Source organism: Pseudarthrobacter kochi (genome assembly GCF_055412805.1).
On sequence record NZ_JBVAYV010000011.1, the window covers coordinates 17,149 to 39,659 of the forward strand.

Here is a 22,511-nt window from a genome sequence, read left to right on the forward strand (position 1 = left end):
GCCGCGGGAGGACAGCCCAGAGTGTCAGGGCGCTATGTGGATAGCCAACGCCAGGACGGTGGTGTGGAGGAGGAGTGGCCCGGCGCTCCCCTGCTAGTCACCGGAAAATCCGGTCAGTTCCCCAGGTCGCCGACCTTGGGCAGCGCGAGTTCCTCGTTGCGCGGGAGTTCCTCGACGTTGACGTCCTTGAACGTGATCACCCGGACGCTCTTGACGAAGCGGGCGGAGCGGTAGACGTCCCAGACCCAGGCATCCTGCAGCGTCAGGTCGAAGTAGACCTCGCCGTCGGCGCTGCGGGCCTGCAGGTCAACGTGGTTGGCCAGATAGAAACGCCGTTCGGTCTCGACCACATAGCTGAACAGCCCGACAACGTCCCGGTATTCGCGGTAGAGCTGCAGCTCCATGTCGGTTTCATAGTTTTCAAGGTCCTCGGCACTCATGGTTCCATCTTGCACCATCCGGCGGGGCCCGCGAGCCACGGCCCGTCGCGCAGCAGCACCGGCAGCCCGTTTGCCGTTCGTGCCGGGACGGTCCGGACCTCAGTCCGCGAGGAGCTGCCAGCTCACGCGGTGGTACGGCGTGGTCCCGGCAGCGCGGAGGGCGTCCTTGTGTATGGCCGTGCCGTAGCCCTTGTTCACGTCCCAGCCGAAGGCCGGGTATTCGTTGTGCAGTTCACGCATGATGCCGTCGCGTTCCACCTTGGCCAGGATGGACGCTGCGGCAACGCTCAGGCACTGCATGTCGGCTTTGATCAGCGTGTGCACGGGCGCGTCGCAACCCGGTTCCGCCGGGCCGGCGTCGAAGAGGGACGGCTGGGTCTCCGGCGAGAGCCAGTTGTGGCTGCCGTCCAGCAGTACGACGTCCGGGGTCACCCCTGTGGCAAGGACTGCGAGCCAGGCGCGCGTGCCGGCGAGCCGGAGCGCGGCGACGATGCCGAGGGCGTCGATTTCCTTCGCCGATGCATGGCCGACGGCGGAGGCCACACTCCAGCTCCGGACCAGCGGGACCAGGCGTTCACGGTCCGCCACCTTGAGCAGCTTGCTGTCCCGCACGTCGGCGAGCAGCGTCAGCTGGTGCAGGTCCACGACCGCGATCCCCACGCTGACGGGCCCGGCGAGGGCGCCGCGGCCCACCTCGTCGACGCCGGCGACAAGCCGGGCGCCGGAGCTTCGAAAGCGGCGCTCGTAGTCGAGGGTGGGCGCGTCGGACATGGCTTCAGCTGCTACTTTCCGGCCGGGGCGGGCACGCCGCGGAAGACGTCGGGATAGTTATCCAGGGCGCCGATGCGGTTCAGCGGCCAGGCAATGACGGCGGCCCGGCCTTCAATGTCGGCGATGTTGACGAAGCCGCCGTTGCTGTCCGTGTGGGCGCGGGAGTCGGCGGAGTGGTTCCGGTTGTCGCCCATGACCCAGACCTTGCCTTCGGGGACCACAACGTCGAATTCGCGGACCTGGGGCACTTCGGCGGGGTTGATGTAGGTCTCGTCCAGCGGGGTGCCGTTGACCATGAGCCGGCCGCCGGCGTCGCAGCAGGCCACACGGTCACCCGGCAGCCCGACGACGCGCTTGACGAGGTGCTGCTCCGAGTTGTCCGGCAACAGCCCAATGAACGTCAGTCCGTCCTGGACCCAGGTGAAGGGGCCGGCTGCCTTCTGCGCCGCAGGCACCAGCCAGCCCTGGGTGTCCCGGAACACAACGACGTCGCCGCGCTCCAGGGCGAACGGCTCCGGGACCAGGAGGTTCACGAAGATGCGGTCGTTCACGTCCAGGGTGTTGACCATGGATTCGGACGGAATGTAGAAGGCCCGGAACAGGAAGGTCTTGATCAGGAACGACAGCACAATGGCGACGAGCACCACGGTGGCCACTTCCTTCACCCACAGGAACAGCGGGCTGTGGCCTTCCTGGGCCCTGGCCCGGCGCGCACGCTTGGAGGTGCCTCCGGCATGGGCCGGCCCGCCTGGAGCCGGCGCGTCCCGGGGCGGGGTCGCTGCAGCCGGCGCATCCCGGGGCGGGGCCTGCGGCAGCTGCGAGGTCGGATAGGCGTGGGCGGCCGGAGAGCCGGCGCCGGCCAGGGGCCCGGGATCCGAGCGGAATCCAGCCTCCGCGGCATGCTTCGTGGCGGGGATCGCCGAGGAGGTAACCCCGGGCTGGTCCTGCCCCTGCGGATCGGGATTCCGGGGTCCGGTCTCGGGCATCTACTGTCCGTTCTTCGCTGTCGTTGTGGCGGCCCCGGAGGGCCTTGCTACTGCTGTAAATCTATCAAGCGGCCAGATGATCTGTACCGGCCTGCCGATCACCCGCTCCTGCGGGACCATGCCTCCGCCGGGGGCGCCCAGAAGACTGCGGGAATCCGCGGACAGGGAGCGGTGGTCGCCCATCAGCCACAGCCGGCCGGGCGGAACGATCACACTGAATTTCAGCTCGCTCGGGGCGTCACCCGCATAAAGGTAGGGTTCCGCAACTTGCTGGCCATTGACTGTGAGGTGGCCGCCGGCATCGCAGCAGACCACGTGGTCGCCGGGGAGGCCGATGACGCGTTTGATGTAGGTGTTGTCACCGCCGGAGAGTCCGATCCAGTGCCCGACGCCGCCCAGAAAGTCCAGCGCGGGGCCGTTGCCGCTGTTCAGCGGGGCGAAGGATCCGCGGCCGTCGAAGACGACGATGTCGCCACGGCCCATAGGATCGGCGCGGAAGTCCGTCCGTGACACGAGGATCCTGTCACCTTCACGGAAGAGCGGCTCCATCGAGCCGGAGGGGATGTAGTAGACGTCGAGCCACAGTGAGCGGACCAGGCCGCTGATGAGGACGGCCAGCACCACGGCCAGGAACACAAAACGCCAGCCGAGTTTCCTGGGCTGGCGTTTTGTGTGTTCCATGATCCGTATCCTCTAACGCTTGATGTGAACAGCGCTGTTGCGGATGCTCCGGCGCTGGCCGGACACGGTCCTGGACCCGCGGTGGAAGGCTGCGGTGTTAGACGGAAAAGTCTTACTTTGCGGTCTGGAAGTCGCGCTTTTCCTTGATCTTGGCGGCCTTGCCACGCAGGTTGCGCATGTAGTAAAGCTTGGCGCGGCGCACGTCACCCTTTGAGACGAGCTCGATCTTCTCGATGATCGGGGAGTGCACCGGGAACTTACGCTCCACGCCAACGCCGAAGGAGACCTTGCGGATGCTGAAGGTTTCGCGCAGCCCGTCGCCGTGGCGGCCAAGGACGAAGCCCTGGAACACCTGGACACGGGAGTTCTTGCCTTCGATGATGTTCACGTGAACCTTGAGGGTGTCACCCGCGCGGAAGACCGGAATATCGGTGCGCAGCGAGGCTGCATCTACGGAATCGAGAATGTGCATTGATTCACTCCTGGTGAACGCCACAGGTCCTTCACGTTGGGTCACGACGGCCAAACCCGGGCGCGCGTGCGTCCGGAAATTCCCGCCGAAAAATTGTCAATCCGGCTCCGTCAGGACTTGACGGGGACCGGGGTGCCGCGCTGTTGATTACGCTCCCCCTGTGGCAGGTTCGCAACCCAGCAGGCACAAGGACTAATTTTGCCACACCCGGGGCCATCCAGCCAATCCGGTCAGGCGGAATTACCGCCGGCGTCGGGGCGGCGTTCCAGGCGGCCGTCGACGACGGCGTACCCCAGGTCCGCAAAAGCGGTCCGGTCCGCGCGGGGCAGCTTGCCGGCGTCGAACCCGGCGAGGAGGTCCGGGCGCCGTTCGGCGGTGCGCCGGTACTGCTCGTGCCGGCGCCACTGGGCGATCTTGCCGTGGTTGCCGCTGAGCAGCACCGCGGGGACCTCGCGGTCCCGCCAGCTCGAGGGCTTGGTGTAGACGGGGTACTCCAGCAGGCCGTCCGAGTGCGATTCCTCCACGAGGGATTCAGGGTTGCCAACAACGCCGGGCAGCAGGCGGCCGATGGCCTCCACCATCGCCAGCACTGCCACTTCGCCGCCGTTGAGCACGTAGTCGCCGAGGCTCATCGGCCGCACCGTGAAGTGGTCGGCCGCCCATTCCATCACGCGCTCATCGATGCCTTCGTACCGCCCGCAGGCGAACACCAGCCGGTCTTCCCCGGCGAGCTCGTGGGCCGCGGCCTGGGTGAACCGCTCCCCCGCCGGGGACGGGACGATCAGGACCGGCGTGGCTGCCCGCTCCGGGCCGGAACCGCCCGGACGGTCTGCCGCAACGGACGCCAGAGCCTGGGCCCAGGGCTCGGGCTTCATGACCATGCCGGCGCCGCCGCCGTACGGGGTGTCATCCACGGTCCTGTGGCGGTCCGTGGTGAAATCCCGGAGGTCGTGGACGTTGAGCTCCAGCAGCCCGTCCTGGCGCGCCTTGCCGATCAGCGACAGTTCCAGCGGTGCCAGGTACTCGGGGAAGATGGTGACGACGTCGATCCTCATTTAGGCGTTGTCTCCGGCGGTTGCAACTTCGGAGGCGGCACCGGCGGACGCCGGCTTGTCCCCGGCCTTGGACTCGTCCTCGGCATTGACCTCAAAGAGTCCCGGCGGCGGGGTGACCAGCACATAGCCTTCCCCGACGTTGACCTCGGGGACGATCTGCTCCACGAAGGGGATCAGGACTTCCTTGCCGTCGGTCGCGGTGACCACCAGCAGGTCCTGGACCGGAAGGGTGTGGAGGCCGGAAACCTTGCCGACCACCTGGTCACCGACGCGGACATCCAGGCCTTCGAGTTCGTGCTCGTACCAGCCTTCGTCGTCGTCATCGTCGTCGAGTTCTTCGGTTTCGATGAAGAGCTTGGCACCGCGGAGGGTCTCCGCCTCGTTGCGGGTCTCGATCTCCTCGAAGGCGAGCAGCAGGATGTCCTTGTTCCAGCGGGCGCTGACGATGGTCAGCGGACCGGCGGTGGCCGGTTCCACCACGAACTGGACCCCCGGGACGAAGCGGTCGCCGGGCGCGTCGGTGAGCACCTGGACGGTCACTTCGCCGCGGATGCCGTGGGGCTTGCCGATTCGTGCCACCTGAAGCTGCATCTGTTCCTCTGTTCGGGGTTGGTGATTGTGTGGATTTACGGGGGAAAACAGTCCGGCCCCTCCACCATTATCTGGTGAAGGGGCCGGACTCAAGACAAGTGTTGCTGAAAGCGTTACCGGCGGCGGTCGGTGTCGACGACGTCGACCCTGACCGGCTCGCCATCCGCCAGTGCTGCCACCACAGTGCGCAAAGCGCGTGCGGTGCGGCCCTGGCGGCCGATCACCCGTCCGAGGTCGTCCTGATGAACGCGCACTTCGAGGGTGTCCCCGCGGCGGTTGTTCTTGGCACTGACCTTGACATCCTCAGGACTGTCAACGATCCCGCGGACGAGGTGTTCGAGCGCTTCTGCCAGCAATTTACTCAGCCTCGGTGGTCTCTGCTTCGGCGTCGGCGGGAGCCTCGGCTGCATCGTCCTTCTTGGCCTTCTTGGTGATGGCTTCCGGGATGATCACGGAACCCTTTTCCGGGGTAACAAAGGCAGCCTTGGGAGCCTTGGTCTTCAAGGTGCCCTCCTGGCCCGGGAGACCCTTGAACTTCTGCCAGTCACCGGTGATCTTGAGGATCGCGGCGACCTGCTCGGACGGCTGTGCGCCGACGCCAAGCCAGTACTGGGCACGGTCCGTGTCGACCTCGATGTACGAGGGCTCTTCGGTCGGGTGGTACTTGCCGATTTCTTCGATGGCACGGCCGTCACGCTTGGAGCGTGCGTCCATGACGACGATGCGGTAGTACGGTGCGCGCATCTTGCCAAAGCGCTTAAGGCGAATCTTTACGGCCACTTTTGTGGTCACTCCTGTTTCTGAAACGGGGTCGAGCCCGGCGTTCTGCACCCGTGGGGCGGGCCGTACTAGGGGGTTCTAAAAGGACAAGATCCGGACGCGGAGAGAGGGGCCACGCAGATCAAGTACCTGTTCATTGTGCCAGATCAGCGCGGGGATTTCGACTTGACACCCGTAAGCGGTCCGTTCGGCGGCCTGACGGCGCGTCACGCTGTCCAGACATAGAGTCCGGACTGGCTGGCCGGATCGACGGCGGCGGCGAGTTCGGCGAGCCGGCGGACATAGCGGACGGCCTGCTCCGCACCGAAGGGCATGTCCTCCTCGGCGGCCCAACCTTCGGCGACGTCTTCCAGGACGTCGCCTTCGCCCTCGGTCTCGTAGCTGAGCAACTCCGCGAGGGCGCGCACCATCGCCGGCGGGACCCCGAGCAGGGAGTCGCTGGCAACATCGACCATGGCCAGTCCGTAGTCCGCGCCGGCTGCGTGGACGGCAGTGCCGGCCAGGTCGCCCAGGCGCTCGATTTCGAAGTCGGTGATATCCGCAATCCGGACGGCCGCGGGGGCCGCGGGAGCACCGCCGTCGAGGGCGGCAGCACGTTTGAGGGCTTCATCGTGGGTGGAGACAAAGACTTCGGTGAATCCCATGGAGCTCGTCCTTAGATGTCTGGCGGCGCTGGGCCGCTGTTTTCGGCGTCGCTTCAGCCTAGCCGGTTCAGCCCTGCCCGCCCGGACTGGACATGCCCTCCCCTGGCCGTGCCCCGTGGACATAAAGCCACTATGTCCCCTGCAGGCCGCGACCGGTGGACATGCCCCGCGGCCCTGCCCGGGAAAAGTGGACATGCCCTCCGCTCACGCGGTCGCGCCGCGCCTCACTTGCCCGGCCCAGTGGACATGCCCGCGCTCCTGCCAGGGAACTTGCCCGGCCCAGTGGACATGCCCTCCCCTGAGCTGCACGAAGGGACACGTGGCCACTTTGCCCATTCGCTGCCGTCAGCGCTGGACATGTCCCGGGGGCCGGGCCGACGGTGTCCAGCAGGGCCGGCGGCGGCGCCGGGAAGGCGTGGGCTCAGCGAACGGCGACGCGGATCCGGTTGCGCCACGGATCCTCAAAGCGAAGTTCGGCTCCGGTGTGGTGGGACTGGACCCCTGCGGTCTTGAGGCGGTCGGCGAGGGCTCCGACGTCGTCTCCGTCCGGTACTTCGATCAGCACCTCGCCGAGTCCCAGGGTGTCCCGGCGGGGTCCGGCACCCCGGCTGTTCCAGACGTTCATGGCCATGTGGTGGTGGTAGCCGCCGGCCGAGACGAACAAAGCCTGCCCGTGCCAGCCCGCCGTCTTTTCAAACCCGAGGGTACCGACGTAGAAGTCTTGGGCGGACTGGACGTCACCAACCTGCAGGTGGACGTGCCCGACGCCGGCCAGGGCCTCGCGCTGTCCGCTCACCGATTCCTCGGTCAGGAACTGCTCGAGGTAACGCTGAGGCGGCAGGGCCAGGCTGTCCATGACCACGTTGTTGCCCTCCCAGGACCAGGCATCGCGGGGCCGGTCCCAGTAGAGCTCGATGCCGTTGCCCTCGGGGTCGGTGAAGTAGAAGGCCTCGCTGACGAGGTGGTCGGCGCTGCCCGCAAAGGACTGCGGCTCGAACTGTGCCGCGCTGGCGACGGTGGCGGCGAGGGCCGGCTGGTCCTCGAACAGCAGGGCCGTGTGGAAGAGACCGGCCTCGCCGCGGGACGGAACGCTCAGTCCGGGCGCAGGCGCGAGGTGGACCAGCGGCTTCTGCCGGCGTCCAAGGTAGAGGCCGCCGTCCTGCTCGGCCACAATGTCGAGGCCCAGGGCGCGCTGGTAATAGTCGGTCATGAGCAACATGTCCCCGACCTTGAGCATCACGGTGCCCATGGTGAGTTCGGCGGGAAGTAGGTCCTGGGTGCTGGCTTCTGCGGTCATGTGATCACTCCGGTGCTTCAACGGCCACCGACCTTCGATGACCCTACATAGTGTTAAATTACTTGAAGCTTCAATTTATTCCCGGTGGGCCGGGCCTGGTGCTAGCGGACCAGTTTTCCGCGCAGCACGATGTTCTTGAGATCCTGCAGGGTGGCGAGATTGCTGCGCGGGTCCTCGGCGCAGACCAGGACGTCGGCGCTGGCACCCCCGGTGATGCCGTCCGCACCCAGCCAGTCCCGGGCGGCCCAGGCGCCGGCGTCGAGCGCCGCCCGGGCCGGGAGCCCGGCCGCGTGGAGCGCCTGGAGCTCGTCGACGATTCGCCCGTGCTTGATGACGCTCCCGGCGTCCGTCCCGGCGAAAATCGTGACACCGGCTTCGAACGCTTCCAGGACACGTTCTGCCCGGCGCTCCCAGAGTGAGCGCATATGCGCTGCGTACCGGGGGAACTTGGCCCCGGCCTGCGCGGCGATGTCGGGGAAAGTGGCGATATTGATGAGCGTGGGGACGATCGGCACGCCCTGTTCGACGAATCGCAGCAGGTGCCGAGGGAGCAGGCCGGTGGCGTGCTCGACGCAGTCGATCCCGGCGTCGAGCATGTCATCCAGGGTGTCTTCGGCGAAGCAGTGTGCCGTGACCCGCGCGCCTTCGTCGTGGGCGGCTGCGACCGCGTCCCTAAGCACCGCGGCGGGAAACGAGCCGGCGAGGTCACCGGCGTCGCGGTCGATCCAGTCCCCCACGAGCTTGACCCAGCCGTCGCCGGCGCGCGCCTGCTTGCGCACGGCCTCGACCAGGTCGCGGGGTTCGACCTCGACGGCGAAGCCGCGCAGGTACCGCCTCGTCCGGGCGATGTGCCGGCCCGAGCGGATGAGGCGCGGCAGGTCCGCCCGGTGCTGGATCCAGCGGGTGTCGTGGACGGCACCCGCGTCGCGGACCAGCAGCGTGCCGGCATTCCGGTCGGTGACGGCCTGGTGTTCGGCCAGCTGCTCCGGGACATCCCCGCCGGGGCCGAGTCCGATGTGGCAGTGCGCATCGACCAGCCCGGGAATGACCCACCCGTCGAGGACGAGGTCCGGGGCGGCCGCGGGACGGTCAAAAGTCAGCCTGCCGTCCACCGACCAGAGGCCCGGGCGTTCCTGGTCGGGGCCGGTGAGGACGGGGCCGGTGAACTCGATGATGCGGGTCATGGCTTAAAGCCTAATCCGCAGACCGGGTCCGCGAAGAGCGGAGAGCGAACAGCTAGGAGGCGTGCGCGTGCTGTTGCCGGCCGACGTCGGCGATGAACGCCCGGATGATCCGGTTTCCCTCTGCTGAATCCTGGGGCCGGTGCCCGCCCGCCGCAGTGCGGTGCAGGGCGCCGGTTTCACGCAGGTAGCCCGCGATCTCTTCGTAGAGCGGTTCCCAGCCGCCGGTCAGGACCAGGGTGGGGACGCCCGGGACGATCTGCAGCGGCGCTTCCCAGGCCGGAGCCTGCAGTCGCAGTCGGCGGGCTTCCCGCTGGTCTTCCGGGCCCGGGGCACCCAGGGCCGCCTGTGCCGGAGTGTGGGCCGCGAACACCCGGCGGACGAATTCGCGGTGGAAATCCTCGTCGCTGAGGTGGTGGCGGACGTCGAAGAGCGGCTGCATCAAGGCGCGGTGCGCCGCCGTCGCCGGCAGCTCCGCGGTGAGCGAGAGGCAGGCCGGCTCCACGAGGGTCAGGGAGTGCACGAGGTCGGGCCGTTCGACGGCGGCCATCATCGCAGCGATGGCGCCCTGGGAGTGCGCCACAACGTGGCCGCCGGCCTCGCCGCGGCCGTCGTCGGCCAGCGCCCGCAGCACAATGGCAGCGTCGGCAGCGAAGTCCGTTTCCAGCGGCTCGGCGACGGGGTCGTAACCGTGGCGGCGCAGGAACAGCGCGTCGTAGTTCAGCGCCATTCCGTGCTGTTTTGGCCACGCGGCAGCACCGAAGCTGCCCGCCCCGTGGACGAAGACTACGCGCTGCTTGAACATGCTCTAACCCTATGACACCGGCCCGACAATGGGCCGCAGACATTTCGGCCGGCAGGGCCTATTTGCCGCCGCCGAGGAACTTGTCGAAGCCCTTGGGCAGGTTCAGCTGGGAGGGATCGAAATCGCCGCCCTGCTGCCCGAACGCGGCACCGGTCGGAAGGGCCTTGGCGCCTTCGGCCCGGCGGGCCTGGGCATCCTTGAGCTCCTGCGCGGCCTTGGCCGGGTTGCCGGAGCGCGCCTTTTTCTTGGGTGCGCTCTTGGCGCCCTTGCGGGCCCCTCCGCCACCCATGCCGGGCATCCCCGGCATCCCGGGCATGCCGCCGCCGGCAGCCATCTTCTTCATCATCTTCTGGGCCTGGGCAAAGCGTTCCAGCAGGCCGTTGACCTCGGAGACGTGCACACCGGAACCGCGGGCAATCCGGGCCCGGCGGGAACCGTTAATGATCTTGGGGGCGACGCGTTCGTGTGGCGTCATGGAGCGCACAATCGCCTCGACGCGGTCGATCTCACGCTCGTCGAACTGCTCGAGCTGCTGCCGGATGTTCTGCGCTCCGGGCATCATCATGAGCATCTTTTTCATGGATCCCATGTTGCGGATCTGCTGCATCTGGGCGAGGAAGTCGTCCAGGGTGAAGTCTTCCTGGTCGGCGAACTTCTTCGCCATCCGGGCAGCTTCGTCCTTGTCCCAGGACTTCTCCGCCTGCTCGATCAGGGTGAGTACGTCACCGAGGTCGAGGATGCGCGAAGCCATGCGGTCCGGGTGGAAGAGTTCGAAGTCGTCCAGGCCTTCGCCGGTGGACGCGAACATTACGGGCTTTCCGGTGACGGAGGAGACGGAGAGCGCGGCACCGCCGCGGGCGTCGCCGTCGAGCTTGGAGAGCACGATGCCGGTGAAGTTGACGCCTTCATCGAAGGCCATGGCCGTGTTGACGGCGTCCTGGCCGATCATGGCGTCGACCACGAAGAGCACTTCGTTCGGGACGATGGCGCGGCGGATCTGGCGTGCCTGTTCCATCATTTCGGCGTCCACGCCGGTCCGGCCGGCGGTGTCAACGATCACGACGTCGTGCAGGGTGCGCTTGGCTTCCTCGACGCCGGCGCGGGCGACCGTGACCGGGTCGCCAGCGGGGTGGTCCAGCTCGGTGGAGGTGGCGCCCGGGTGCGGTGCGAAGACGGGCACCCCGGCGCGCTGGCCGACCACCTGGAGCTGGGTCACGGCATTGGGGCGCTGCAGGTCGCAGGCCACGAGCATGGGGCTGTGGCCCTGCGCCTTGAGGTACTTGGAGAGCTTGCCGGCCAGGGTGGTTTTGCCGGCACCCTGGAGCCCCGCGAGCATGATGATCGTGGGGCCGGTTTTCGCGAGCCGGATCCGGCGGGTCTCGCCGCCGAGGATCTCGACGAGTTCCTCGTTGACGATCTTCACGATCTGCTGGCCCGGGTTCAGCGCGGCCGAGACTTCGGCGCCGAGCGCACGCTCGCGCACGCGCCCGGTGAATTCGCGGACGACGGGGACGGCGACGTCGGCGTCCAGGAGGGCGCGCCGGATTTCGCGGACTGTGGCGTCAACGTCCGCCTCGGTCAGGCGGCCCTTGCCACGGAGGTTCTTGAAGGTTGCTGTCAACCGGTCAGAGAGTGAATTGAACACGCGCCGTGCACTTCTTTCAGTGGATCTACAGTTGGCGGCCGGTCCGGCACGCCAGCGTCGCGACTGATGTTCGCCTGAACGAACCGCCTCGACAACGGGACTCGACTATCTAGGGTACCAAGACGCGCCTTCAAGATGGCATGCTGGCTTAGGTGACCAGCCAAATGACAGTAAAAACCCTGCTCATCCTCGGCGCCTCGGGCGACCTCACCGGCAGGCTGCTCTTGCCGGGCCTTGCCCGGCTCGTGTCCCGGGGACGCGCCGACGGGCTGACACTGGTCGGCGCCGGCTCGGATGCCTGGACCCCGGAGCAGTGGCTCGAGCGCATCGATGAGTCCTTTGCCGACGCCAATTCCCAGGCCGAGGCCTATGGGCGGCGGGAGCTTAGGCGGGCCCGCGAAACCACCAGCTACCACCAGCTCGACGTCACGGCCGACGGGCAACTGGCCGGTCTGCTGGCCCGGCTGGAGGGGCCCGTGGCCGTCTACTTCGCCCTGCCGCCGCGCGTCAGCCAGCTGGCCTGCGAGGCGCTGGCTCCCGGGGAGGTGCCCGCCGGGACCCTGCTGGTCATGGAGAAGCCGTTCGGTTCCAGCGAGGAGTCCGCCCGGCACCTCAACCAGACCCTGGCCGCCCTGGTGCCGGAGGACCACATCCACCGGGTGGACCACTTCCTGGGCAAGGCAACGGTGCTGAACATCCTGGGACTTCGTTTCGCCAACACCTTCCTGGAGCCGGTGTGGAACCGCGGGCACATCGAAAAGGTCGAGATTGTCTTCGACGAGGACCTCGCGCTGGAGGGGCGCGCCCGCTATTACGACGGCGCCGGCGCCCTCCGCGACATGATCCAGAGCCACCTGTTGCAGATCATGGCCCTGATGGCGATCGAGCCGCCGGCCTCAGTGGATGAGCGGGACCTCCGCGACGCCGTGGCCACGGTGCTGCGGGCCAGCAGCATCAAGGCACCCTATGCAAAGAGCACACGCCGCGCCCGCTACACTGCGGGGTCGGTGGGCGGCAGGACGGTCCCGGACTATGCCAAGGAAGAGGGCGTCGACGCGCACCGGGGCACGGAGACGCTCGCCGAGGTGGAAGTGGCGATCGACAACTGGCGGTGGCAGGGCGTCCCGTTCATCCTGCGCTCCGGCAAGGCCCTGGGCATCAAACGCAAGGAGGCCGTGGTGACCTTCCGGCCGGTGCCGCACCTGCCCAGGGGCTTCACCGGGGTGGACTCCCCCAACCAGCTGAGGATCGGCTTCGGCCCGGACACACTGCAGTTCGACGTCGACGTGAACGGCCCCGGCGACGTCCTCAGCCTGGACCGTGCCACCCTCGTGGCTGAGCTCAGCGCCTCCGAGCTGCTGCCGTACGGGGAAGTCCTCGAGGGTGTCCTGACCGGCGATCCCCTGCTCTCCGTCCGCGCCGATACCGCCGAAGACTGCTGGCGGATCCTGGAGCCTGTCCTCAGGGCCTGGGCCAGGGACAGCGCACCGCTGGAGGAGTACGCCGCCGGGAGCGCCGGACCGGAGGGCTGGCCCGCCTGAATTTCCGGGGGCAGGGGCGGGCATCAAAGTTGCGCCTGGACGCTGGCGTCAGGACGTCCCGGTCAGGTCGCCCTGTGTCTGCTGGACGGTTGCCGGCGTTGACTTCCGCGCCAGGTCCGCTTCTTCCCGCTGCTGCCGCGCGAGCCCGAATCTGCGTGCTACCCGATGCGAGGGCCGCTCCACTCCCAGGTAGAACAGCCAGCCGATCAGGAGTGAGACCACGGCAACCAGCGGTAGCTGAAGCCAAAGAGGTGACTGCCCATGGGTGAGGAACCCCAGTGCGACAACGACCGGTTCCTGCGTGAGGTACAGGCTGAAAGAAATCGTTCCCAGCCACCGGACGCCGGCCGCGGAGAAGAACCGGACGGCCGGTGCCCAATGGGCGACGACAAAAACCAGAAGAGCGGCGCCGGCCGCTGCAGGACCAATCCATGCGGCGCGCAGGGATGAGTTCGGATCCAGGGCGGCAATTAACCAGGAATTGGTGATCAGAACCGCCGAGATCGCGAGCGCCGGGATCCATCCCCAGGACGGGACTCGCTGCGCCCAGTCCCGAAGAAGGTCCGTGTTATAGGCCATCAGCACACCCAGGGCAAACACGGAAATATACACAAGGTCGGGATAGAAGACGCCCGCGAGCCGCCAAAAGATACAGAACGCAATGACGCTGGCAACCTTGAACCACAGGAGGCGCTTGAACCGAACTGCGAAAAGCAGGAACAGCGGCAGCAACAGCGAGAAGACCACTTCCCACCGCAACGACCACAAGGACGTATTCAGCCCACCCCACCCTGCCATCAGTGACGATCCAAGCAGGACCTGCAGGAGGCCGTTGGGCTTCTCTGCGTGTGCGTTAAGCCAGTGGCCGGCATCCGGCAGCACAGAACGGCTGACCGCAAGGGTGGTCAGATACGCGAAAACAAGGCTGGCGATAGCCGGCAAATAGAGGCGCAAGAGCCGCCTCGGGTAGAAATACCGCCACGGCTGGCCATGATTGCGGGCAAATGGAAGCGCCAGCACGAATCCGCTGAGTACGTAGAAAACGACAACTGCTTCGGATCCGGCCCAGAGAATCCTCGCCGGGGAATAGTGCATGATCTGCTCAAAGAGGGTCAGTTGGCCGGTGTTCTCCAGCTCGTAGATGGCCCCCGCCCTCCCGTCCGCGATGACTACGTGGAACACGACGACAGCTGCGGCAGCGACACCGCGCAGTCCGTCCAATGAGGTGTAGCGGGGGCGGGTAGCTTCCATCTTTTCCTCCAACGACGGCGCCAGCTGGGGTATGCCCGTGCGTACAGGCTCCGCTCAGTGCCGCCAGCCTACGGCAATCCGGCCCGTGCGTCAGCGGATTTGACGTGCCGGAATACGCGAAAGCCCCGATTGCCGTGGACTTTTGAAGTCCACGGCAATCGGGGCTTGTCTGCGGTTTCGAAACGTTAGATGGCGGCCGATCCGCGTTCTCCGGTGCGGACCCGCACTGCTTCGAACACATCCATCGTCCAGACCTTGCCGTCACCGGCCCGGCCGGTGTTCGAGCTGGCAATGATGACATCCAGGATGTCATCCGCCTGTTCGTCGGTGGCCAGGACTTCTACCCGGATCTTGGGGAGCAGGTCCACGTTGTACTCGGCGCCGCGGTACACCTCGGTGTAGCCCCGCTGCCGGCCGTAGCCGCTGGCCGCACTGACCGTGAGGCCCTGCACGCCGTAGGATTCAAGCCCTTCGCGGATAGTGTCGAGCTTTTCGGGCCGGACAATTGCTGTGATCAGTTTCATGCCTCCACACTTTCCTTGCCTGCTGCTGCGGTCTTCTTGCCGTTGGACGTTGGGTCCACCGTCGCGGCCGGGGCCGCTGCGGCCTGGGCCTTGCCGGTGATGAGTTCGTGCAGCGGGGTGAAGCTTCCGCCGTGGCCGCCGACTCCGAATTCGTAGGCGGTTTCGGCGTGCAGGCTGAGGTCCACGCCCACCACTTCCTGCTCCGGGGAAACCCGGAAGCCCATGGTCTTGTGGATCGTGAAAGCGATGATCGAGGTCAGCACCGCGGAGTAGGCGATCGCGATGCCGGCCACGGCGAGCTGGGCCCAGAGCTGGGTGAAGCCGCCGCCGTAGAAGAGGCCGCCGCCGGCACCTTCGACCGGGAGGGCGATGAAGCCCAGTGCCACGGTGCCGATGATGCCCGAGACGAGGTGGACACCCACGACGTCGAGCGAATCGTCAAAGCCCCAGCGGAACTTGAGTCCGACGGCGAGCGCGGAGGCCACACCGGCGACGAGGCCGAGGCACAGCGCGCCGACCGGGCTGACGTTGGCGCAGGCCGGGGTGATGGCGACGAGGCCGGCGACCACACCGGATGCGGCACCAAGGGAGGTCGGGTGGCCGTCGCGGATGCGCTCCGTGACGAGCCAGCCGAGCATTGCCGCGGCCGGGGCTGCCAGGGTGTTGACCCAGATCAGGCCGCCCTGTTCCGCCGTCGTTGCCGCGCCGCCGTTGAAGCCGAACCAGCCGAACCAGAGGATCGCGGCACCGAGCATCACGAACGGGATATTGTGCGGGCGGTGGTTGGGGTCCTTGCCGAAGCCCTTGCGGTTGCCGATGATCAGCACGAGGATCAGCGCCGCAACACCGGCGTTGATGTGGACGACCGTGCCGCCGGCGAAGTCAATCGCCGGGCCGAGGGCCTTGCCGATTGCGCCTTCCGGGCCGAAGAGCCCGCCGCCCCAGACCATGTAGGCCAGCGGGCAGTACACCAGGGTGACCCAGACCGGGACGAACACGGACCAGGCGCCGAACTTGGCGCGGTCGGCGATCGCGCCGCTGATCAGGGCGACAGTGATGATGGCGAAGGTGGCTGCGTAGCCGACCTTGATGAGTCCGTCAGGGGTGTTGATGCCCTCCAGCCCGAAGGTGGCGAACGGGTTTCCCACCATCTGCAGGAAGCCCTCACCGGAGCTCATCGAGGCGCCCCAGAGCACCCAGACCACACCGACCATGCCGATGGAGATGAAGCTCATCATCATCATGTTCAGTGCAGCCTTGGCGCGCGTCATGCCGCCGTAGAAAAATGCGAGTCCTGGTGTCATGAACAGCACAAGTGCTGCTGCCACCATCAGCCATACGTGACCTGCGGTAAGTTCCATGGTGCACGTCCTCCTTGCTTGGATGCGATCGAGAAGTTGTTGTTGCGGAGTTCTCCGCGTGCCTCAACGCGGTTTGCGTTCTAAGAAGATTTTGTCGGGGGCGTGTTTCGCCGGCGCAGGATTTAGATTGCCGGGGTGTTACAAGAACCTCTTGGAAGTAAATGGTGCAAATCCTTCTTGTTACGGTTATGTTTCACGCGCTCCAACATCCCCTCCCACGCGCCCACAGGACCAGGAAGCCTTCACCATGAGTAAGTCCCACCGCCCCGCGGGATCCCCGGCCCAGGCAGGCACCCGGACCAGCGGCAGGGCGGTGCTGCCCCGGGACATCAAGGTGATGTTGGTAGCTGCCTTCCTCATCGCCCTCGGCTTCGGCCTGGTGGCCCCGGTCCTCCCCCAGTTCGCCACCACGTTCGACGTCGGAGCGACGGCGGCCGCCGTGATCGTGAGCATCTTCGCGTTTATGCGGCTGGTGTTCGCCCCCGCCGGCGGCGCGCTGATTGTGCGGCTCGGGGAACGGCCGGTCTACGTGGCCGGACTGCTCATTGTTGCGGCGTCGACGGCGGCGTGCGCCTTCGCGCAGGACTACTGGCAGCTGCTCATCTTCCGGGGCCTCGGCGGCGCCGGCTCGGTGATGTTCACGGTCGCATCGATGGCCCTCGTGGTCCGGCTGGCGCCGCCCGAGAGCCGCGGCCGGGTCTCGGGGGCGTATGCTTCGGCGTTCCTGATCGGCAATGTGTGCGGGCCTGTCGTGGGCGGCCTGCTGGCCGGCTTCGGGCTGCGGGTGCCGTTCCTCGTTTACGCGGCCGCCCTGGTCCTGGCGGCCCTGGTGGTGCAGACCCAGCTGAGCCATGTGCCGGCCGCCTCCCGCCCGGACGGGTCCACGGCGCCGGCGATGGAGCTGCGTGCGGCGCTTCGGGACAGCGCGTACCGGGCGGGGCTGTTCTCCAGCTTCGCGAACGGCTGGGCGACGTTCGGCGTGCGGATGGCCACGGTTCCGCTCTTCGCGGTTGCCGCGCTGAACGCGGGCCCGGAATCGGCGGGCTGGGCCCTGGCGATGTTCGCCGCGGCCAACGCGGTGGCGCTGACGTTCTCCGGCAAACTCGCGGACAGCCTGGGCCGGAAACCCATGATGATTTCCGGGCTGCTCGTCACCGGAACCGCCACGGCAGCGATCGGCTTCACCCACGAGCTGCCCTGGTTCCTCGCGGCGACCGCCGTGGCCGGCATCGGGTCAGGCCTGCTCGGCCCCGCCCAGCAGGCTGCCATGGCCGACGTGATTGGCAATGAGCGCTCGGGTGGCCGGGTGCTCGCGATCTTCCAGATGACGGCAGACAGCGGCGCGATCATCGGACCGGTCCTTGCCGGGCTCCTCGCAGACCGGCTGGGCTATGGCTGGGCGTTCGGCGTCACCGGCGGCGTCCTGGTCGCGGCCGCCGCGGGCTGGCTGCTGGCCCGGGAAACGTTCCAGCGGCCGGCTACGCGCGGCGCCTGACTCCTGCCCGTTTAAACGCCACTGGCCCGCGGCGGCTGTCGTTGTCAGCGACGGCATCCGCGGGCCAGGGGGCTGCCTCTGTGGGAGGCACGCCCTCAGTTCAGGATGGCGTCGACGAAGCTCTCGGCGTCGAACGGGGCGAGGTCGTCCGCGCCCTCGCCGAGGCCGATGAGCTTGACCGGGACCCCAAGCGACTTCTGGATGGCCACCACGATGCCGCCCTTGGCCGTTCCGTCCAGCTTGGTCAGGACGATGCCGGTGATGTTCACGACCTCGGCGAACACCCGGGCCTGGTTCAGGCCGTTCTGGCCCGTGGTGGCGTCCAGGACCAGGAGCACCTCGTCCACCTCGGCGAGCTTCTCGATGACGCGCTTGACCTTGCCGAGCTCGTCCATCAGGCCCGTCTTGTTCTGCAGGCGGCCGGCGGTGTCGATCATTACGACGTCGACTTCCTGGTCGATGCCTGCCTTGACCGCTTCATAGGCGACGGACGCCGGGTCCGCGCCGTCGACGTCGGACTTCACGGTGGGGACGCCGACGCGCTGGCCCCACGTGGCGAGCTGCTCGGCGGCGGCGGCGCGGAAGGTGTCCGCGGCACCGAGCAGGACATCCTTGTCTTCGGCGACAAGCACGCGGGCGAGCTTGCCCACCGTGGTGGTCTTGCCGACGCCGTTGACGCCCACCACGAGCACGACGGCGGGCTTGTCGGCGTGGCGTTCGACGCGGAGCGTCCGGTCCATCGTCGGGTCGACGAGCTTGATGAGTTCCTCGCGCAGCAGGGCCTTGACCTGTTCCGGGGAGCGGGTGCCGAGCACCTTGACGCGTTCGCGGAGCGCGTCGACGAGCTGCAGGGTCGGCTCGGTGCCAAGGTCGGCGAGCAGGAGGGTCTCCTCCACCTCGTCCCAGACGTTCTCATCGATCTTGTCAGCTGAGAGCAGCGCCAGCAGGCCTTTGCCGAGGATGTTGTTGGACTTGATGAGGCGTTCGCGGAGGCGGACCAGGCGGCCGGCCACCGGCAGCGGCGTTTCCACCGGGACGGTTTCCAGGCCGGCGACGTTGTCCGGGACTTCGACTGTTTCCAGGCCCTCAAGGTCGACGGCGCCGTCTACGTCGTCTGGTGACACGCGTTCGCGCGGCGGTGCGGGACGGTCCTCGAGGAGGGTCCCGCCGCCGGCACCCGGCCTCACAGGATCGTTCTCATCACGCTTTCCGGGGTAGTTGGTGATGTTCTTCCGGGTCTTCATCAGGACCGGAATGAGCGCACCGAGGACCACCAGGGCAGCGAGGATGGGCAGGAGAATGGGGAGGATGTCGTTCACTCCCCTAGCTTCTCACAAACCGGAAAGCCGCCGCGGGGCCTGGAAACGCGGGCGGGCGCGCCTCAGACCTGGGCGCCGAGCCGCTGGCTGATGACCGTGGAGACGCCGTCGCCGCGCATCGTGACGCCGTAGAGGGCGTCGGCAACTTCCATGGTGCGCTTCTGGTGGGTGATGATGATGAGCTGGCTGGATTCGCGCAGCTCCTCGAAGATGGTGATGAGCCGGCCCAGGTTGGTGTCGTCCAGCGCCGCTTCCACCTCATCCATCACATAGAACGGTGAGGGCCGGGCCTTGAAGATCGCGACGAGCAGGGCCACTGCGGTCAGCGAACGTTCGCCGCCCGAAAGCAGTGAGAGCCGCTTGATCTTCTTGCCGGCCGGCCGCGCCTCGACTTCGATGCCGGTGGTCAGCATGTCCGAGGGGTCGGTGAGGACCAGCCGGCCCTCGCCGCCGGGGAAGAGCCGCGCGAAGATCCGGACGAACTGCGCCGAGGTGTCCTCGAAAGCCTCGGCAAAGACCTTTTGGACACGCTCGTCGACTTCCTTGATGATGTCCAGCAGGTCTTTCCGGCTGGATTTGAGGTCTTCGAGCTGGGTGCTCAGGAACTGGTGGCGCTCCTCGAGGGCGGCGAATTCCTCCAGCGCCAGCGGGTTGACCCGGCCCAGGGCTGACAGGTCCCGCTCGGCCCGTTTGAGCCGCTTCTCCTGTTCCTCGCGGACGAAGGGCTTGCCGGTGATGATCTCACGGCCGTCCTCGTCCACCGGGGCGCGCAGGGCGGCCCATTTGTCCGCCGATTCCCCCTCGGGCACGGGGACTGGCTGGTCGGGGCCGAAATCCGCCACCAGCTGGGCGGCGGTCAGGCCCAGTTCCTCAACGCTCCTGAGTTCCAGGGCTTCGATCCGGAGGCGCTGCTGGGTGCGGGCCAGTTCGTCGCGGTGCACGGAGTCGGTCAGTTCGGCCAGTTCGCGGGCGAGGGCATCGTTGCTGCTGCGCACGGCCGCGAGCTCGACGTCCATCTGTTCCTTGCGTTCCTCGGCGCTGTCGCGCTCCTGCCGGGCAAGTTCGACGGATACGTCGATGAAGCCGACCACCCGGGCGACGGCGGCGGAGACGGCCGCGGCCCGTTTGGCCTGGAGCCGGCGGCGGCGTGCCCGTTCGGCCGCTTCCTCGCGGGCGCGGCGCTCGGTGGCGGCGGCGCGTTCGAGCGACGACGCCCGGTTGCGGGTGGCCGTAAGCTGTTCCTCGGCGCTGCGCAGGGCGAGCCGGGCATCCATCTCGGCGCCGCGGGCCAGCGACGCGGCCAGGGCGAGGGCGTCCCGGTGTTCCGGTGAGGGCTCCTCCTCCGCTGGTGCTTCCTGGGCGGCGGCCAGCCGTGCCGCCACGGCCTCCAGCGACTCCTGTTCGGTGCGGATGTTGGCCTCGGCCCGGGCGAGGGAGGCGGCGAGCCGCTCGCTTTCGCCGACGGCACTGCGCAGCACGGAGTTCAGGTGCCCCAGGCGTTCGGCCACGGCCGCCAGCCGGGCATCCGAATCGTGGAGTTTCTCCAGGGCCGCATCGGCACGGTCCTGTGCCGCGCTGCGCCGGGCCTGCGCGGCGGCGAGGGCGAAACGCTGGCGTTCCAGCTCGGCGGTCACCGCGGCAAGCCGCGCGGAAGCGTCGTCGACGGCGGCCTGCACCTCGATCAGCGAGGGAGCCTTGGCGGAGCCTCCGTTCACGGTCAGGACGGTCAGGACGTCCCCGGCACGGGTCACGGCGGTCAGTTCCGGGCGGCCGGCAAGGAGTTGTGCCGCGTCGTCCAGGCCCTCGACGACGGCGATGCCCGCCAGCAGTGCGGACAGGGGCAGCCGGGGGGCGGCATCGTCCGTGCCTGACGCCGTGACCAGACCGGACGCCCACCGGGCGCCCGCGGGAAGCTGCCCGCCGGGGGCGGTGCGGGCGGCGGCTGTGCCCGCCAGCAGCAGGGCGGCCCGGCCGGCGTCGTCGCTCTTCAACCGCTCGACGGCGGTGGCCGCGGCTTCGCCGTCCTGCACCACGACGGCGTCGGAGGAGGAGCCCAGGGCCGCGGCGATGGCCGCCTCGAAGCCGGGTTCCACTGTGATCATGGACGCCAGGGATCCAATCACGCCGGGAATTCCTGAGCCAAGGACGTGATCCGAGCCGTCCTTGCGGTTCAGTCCGAGCTGAAGGGCGTCACGGCGGGCCATGAGGGCACCGCGTTCCCGCTCGCCTTCGCGTTCGGCCGCCTGCAGCGCGTCGATCTCAGCGGCGATGGTGTCGAGCACCATGCTGGCGTCCTCGTACTCGGCGTCGAGGGTTTCCTCGCCGTCTTCCGCCCCGGCGACCTGGGATTCGAGGGCGGTGAACTCGCTATGGGCCTGCCTGCGGCGTTCCTCCCCTGCCCTGAGGGATTCACGGAGCCGGCCGAGTTCCGCCTGGGCGGACTCGACGCGGGAGCGTGCGGCGCCCACCTGCCCGGACAGTCTGGCGAGGCCCTCGCGGCGGTCCGCGGCGGCGCGGAGCAGGGACGCGAGGCGCTTGTCCTCGGCGGCGGCGGCGTTTTCGGCGTCCTGTTTGGCGGCGGTGGCGGCGTCCAGGGTGCTGCGGCGCTCCACTATCTGGCGCTCCAGCCCGGACTGTTCCGCACGGACGCGGGCGGCCTGCCGGTCGAGCTGGTCGGGGTCGCGGCCGGTATCCGGGACGGCGTCGGAGGCACCAAGCAGCCGGCGCCGCTCCTCGGCGAGGGAGCCCAGGGAGCGCAGCCGTTCCCGTCCGGCGGAGAGCTGGTACCAGGTGTCGCGGGCGGCGCTGAGTGTGGGGGTGGCTTCGGCGGCGAGCTGTTCGAGGCTGGCCTGCCGCTGCCTGCCGAGCTCGAGTTCCTGCCCGACGACGCCCCGCCGGGCTTTGAGTGCGCTTTCGTCCGCGACGTCCCGGGCCAGGGCCGACTGCAGCTGGACGAGGTCGTCCGCGAGGAGGCGGGAGCGCGCGTCCCGGACTTCGAACTGGACGGTCTGGGCGCGCCGTGCCACTTCGGCCTGTTTGCCCAGCGGCGTGAGCTGGCGCCGGATTTCGCCGGTGAGGTCGCTGAGGCGTGCAAGGTTGGCCTGCATGGCTTCGAGCTTGCGGACGGTCTTTTCCTTGCGGCGGCGGTGCTTGAGGATGCCGGCGGCTTCCTCGATGAAACCGCGCCGGTCCTCCGGGGTGGCGTGCAGCACCTTGTCGAGCTGCCCCTGCCCCACGATCACGTGCATTTCCCGCCCCAGGCCGGAATCCGAGAGGAGCTCCTGGATGTCCAGGAGCCGGCAGCCGGCGCCGTTGATGGCGTACTCCGAGCCGCCGGTGCGGAACAGGGTGCGGGAAATCGTGACTTCGCTGTACTCGATCGGCAGGGCGCCGTCGCTGTTGTCAATGGTGAGCGAGACGTGGGCGCGGCCCAGAGGCGGGCGCCCGGACGTGCCCGCGAAGATCACGTCCTCCATTTTGCCGCCGCGCAGGGTCTTGGCGCCCTGTTCACCCATCACCCAGGCCAGGGCGTCCACCACATTGGACTTGCCCGAGCCGTTGGGTCCCACGACGGCGGTGACGCCTGGTTCGAATTCGAAAGTCGTCGCCGAAGCGAAGGACTTGAATCCCCGGACGGTCAGGCTTTTGAGGTGCAAGGTATTTCGGATCTCC

Annotated in this window: 21 protein-coding genes; 2 read left to right on the forward strand and 19 right to left on the reverse strand. The window is 67.9% G+C overall.

Annotated elements, in window-relative coordinates; translation table 11 throughout:
* Positions 1 to 113: 113 nt before the first annotated feature.
* The 14 genes from ACZY0Y_RS07810 to ffh all read right to left on the reverse strand — a co-directional run bounded on the left by ACZY0Y_RS07810 (position 114) and on the right by ffh (position 11,348).
* Complete coding sequence (locus ACZY0Y_RS07810; protein ID WP_024368249.1) at positions 114 to 440, reverse strand: DUF2469 domain-containing protein; 327 nt, start codon at positions 438 to 440, stop codon at positions 114 to 116.
* A 99-nt stretch (positions 441 to 539) separates the two neighbouring features.
* Positions 540 to 1,211 carry a ribonuclease HII gene (rnhB, locus tag ACZY0Y_RS07815; protein WP_463957319.1) on the reverse strand — a complete coding sequence of 224 codons (672 nt, stop codon included), beginning with the start codon at positions 1,209 to 1,211 and terminating at the stop codon, positions 540 to 542.
* Positions 1,212 to 1,222: 11 nt separating this feature from the next.
* Positions 1,223 to 2,197 carry a signal peptidase I gene (gene lepB / locus ACZY0Y_RS07820; protein WP_463957320.1) on the reverse strand — a complete coding sequence of 325 codons (975 nt, stop codon included), beginning with the start codon at positions 2,195 to 2,197 and terminating at the stop codon, positions 1,223 to 1,225.
* A complete protein-coding gene (lepB, locus tag ACZY0Y_RS07825) occupies positions 2,198 to 2,878 on the reverse strand; it encodes a signal peptidase I (RefSeq protein WP_463883419.1) in 681 nt (226 codons plus the stop codon). It lies immediately after the preceding gene.
* Between the two features lie 112 nt (positions 2,879 to 2,990).
* A complete protein-coding gene (gene rplS, locus ACZY0Y_RS07830) occupies positions 2,991 to 3,350 on the reverse strand; it encodes a 50S ribosomal protein L19 (RefSeq protein WP_024366586.1) in 360 nt (119 codons plus the stop codon).
* Between the two features lie 230 nt (positions 3,351 to 3,580).
* Positions 3,581 to 4,405: a tRNA (guanosine(37)-N1)-methyltransferase TrmD gene (gene trmD / locus ACZY0Y_RS07835; RefSeq protein WP_463957321.1), complete on the reverse strand. Its 825-nt coding sequence runs from the start codon at positions 4,403 to 4,405 to the stop codon at positions 3,581 to 3,583.
* Positions 4,406 to 4,996, reverse strand: a complete 591-nt coding sequence (gene rimM, locus ACZY0Y_RS07840) for a ribosome maturation factor RimM (RefSeq protein ID WP_463957322.1) — start codon at positions 4,994 to 4,996, stop codon at positions 4,406 to 4,408.
* 113 nt (positions 4,997 to 5,109) lie between these two features.
* Positions 5,110 to 5,352, reverse strand: coding sequence for an RNA-binding protein (locus ACZY0Y_RS07845; protein ID WP_056426755.1), 243 nt, complete (start codon positions 5,350 to 5,352; stop codon positions 5,110 to 5,112).
* Between the two features lies 1 nt (position 5,353).
* Positions 5,354 to 5,776, reverse strand: coding sequence for a 30S ribosomal protein S16 (gene rpsP, locus ACZY0Y_RS07850; protein WP_024366590.1), 423 nt, complete (start codon positions 5,774 to 5,776; stop codon positions 5,354 to 5,356).
* A 206-nt stretch (positions 5,777 to 5,982) separates the two neighbouring features.
* The gene (locus ACZY0Y_RS07855) at positions 5,983 to 6,420 is read right to left on the reverse strand and encodes a hypothetical protein (protein WP_463883423.1); all 438 of its coding nucleotides are present in this window, start codon (positions 6,418 to 6,420) and stop codon (positions 5,983 to 5,985) included.
* Positions 6,421 to 6,841: 421 nt separating this feature from the next.
* The gene (locus ACZY0Y_RS07860; protein WP_463957323.1) at positions 6,842 to 7,717 is read right to left on the reverse strand and encodes a VOC family protein; all 876 of its coding nucleotides are present in this window, start codon (positions 7,715 to 7,717) and stop codon (positions 6,842 to 6,844) included.
* A 101-nt stretch (positions 7,718 to 7,818) separates the two neighbouring features.
* Positions 7,819 to 8,901: an amidohydrolase family protein gene (locus ACZY0Y_RS07865; protein ID WP_463957324.1), complete on the reverse strand. Its 1,083-nt coding sequence runs from the start codon at positions 8,899 to 8,901 to the stop codon at positions 7,819 to 7,821.
* Between the two features lie 52 nt (positions 8,902 to 8,953).
* Positions 8,954 to 9,703, reverse strand: a complete 750-nt coding sequence (locus tag ACZY0Y_RS07870; RefSeq protein WP_463883427.1) for an alpha/beta fold hydrolase — start codon at positions 9,701 to 9,703, stop codon at positions 8,954 to 8,956.
* Positions 9,704 to 9,761: 58 nt separating this feature from the next.
* The gene (ffh, locus tag ACZY0Y_RS07875; protein ID WP_463957325.1) at positions 9,762 to 11,348 is read right to left on the reverse strand and encodes a signal recognition particle protein; all 1,587 of its coding nucleotides are present in this window, start codon (positions 11,346 to 11,348) and stop codon (positions 9,762 to 9,764) included.
* A gap of 164 nt (positions 11,349 to 11,512) precedes the next feature.
* On the opposite strand from ffh, the gene ACZY0Y_RS07880 reads away from it, so the two are divergent.
* Positions 11,513 to 12,889, forward strand: coding sequence for a glucose-6-phosphate dehydrogenase (locus ACZY0Y_RS07880; RefSeq protein WP_463957326.1), 1,377 nt, complete (start codon positions 11,513 to 11,515; stop codon positions 12,887 to 12,889).
* A gap of 48 nt (positions 12,890 to 12,937) precedes the next feature.
* On the opposite strand, the gene ACZY0Y_RS07885 is transcribed toward ACZY0Y_RS07880, so the two are convergent.
* The 3 genes from ACZY0Y_RS07885 to ACZY0Y_RS07895 all read right to left on the reverse strand — a co-directional run bounded on the left by ACZY0Y_RS07885 (position 12,938) and on the right by ACZY0Y_RS07895 (position 16,025).
* Positions 12,938 to 14,140: an acyltransferase family protein gene (locus ACZY0Y_RS07885; protein WP_463883431.1), complete on the reverse strand. Its 1,203-nt coding sequence runs from the start codon at positions 14,138 to 14,140 to the stop codon at positions 12,938 to 12,940.
* Between the two features lie 185 nt (positions 14,141 to 14,325).
* The gene (locus ACZY0Y_RS07890) at positions 14,326 to 14,664 is read right to left on the reverse strand and encodes a P-II family nitrogen regulator (protein WP_463883433.1); all 339 of its coding nucleotides are present in this window, start codon (positions 14,662 to 14,664) and stop codon (positions 14,326 to 14,328) included.
* Complete coding sequence (locus tag ACZY0Y_RS07895; protein WP_463883434.1) at positions 14,661 to 16,025, reverse strand: ammonium transporter; 1,365 nt, start codon at positions 16,023 to 16,025, stop codon at positions 14,661 to 14,663. Before ACZY0Y_RS07895 ends, ACZY0Y_RS07890 begins: the two co-directional genes overlap by 4 nt.
* A 247-nt stretch (positions 16,026 to 16,272) precedes the next feature.
* Between ACZY0Y_RS07895 and ACZY0Y_RS07900 the strand changes: the two genes are divergently transcribed.
* Positions 16,273 to 17,520, forward strand: coding sequence for an MFS transporter (locus tag ACZY0Y_RS07900; protein WP_463883436.1), 1,248 nt, complete (start codon positions 16,273 to 16,275; stop codon positions 17,518 to 17,520).
* Positions 17,521 to 17,615: 95 nt separating this feature from the next.
* Here the strand turns inward: ACZY0Y_RS07900 and ftsY are convergent, their stop codons facing one another.
* Both ftsY and smc read right to left on the reverse strand, forming a co-directional pair.
* A complete protein-coding gene (gene ftsY / locus ACZY0Y_RS07905; protein WP_463883438.1) occupies positions 17,616 to 18,839 on the reverse strand; it encodes a signal recognition particle-docking protein FtsY in 1,224 nt (407 codons plus the stop codon).
* A gap of 62 nt (positions 18,840 to 18,901) precedes the next feature.
* On the reverse strand, positions 18,902 to 22,495 hold the full coding sequence (gene smc / locus ACZY0Y_RS07910) for a chromosome segregation protein SMC (protein ID WP_463957327.1): 3,594 nt from the start codon (positions 22,493 to 22,495) through the stop codon (positions 18,902 to 18,904).
* Positions 22,496 to 22,511 lie beyond the last annotated feature (16 nt).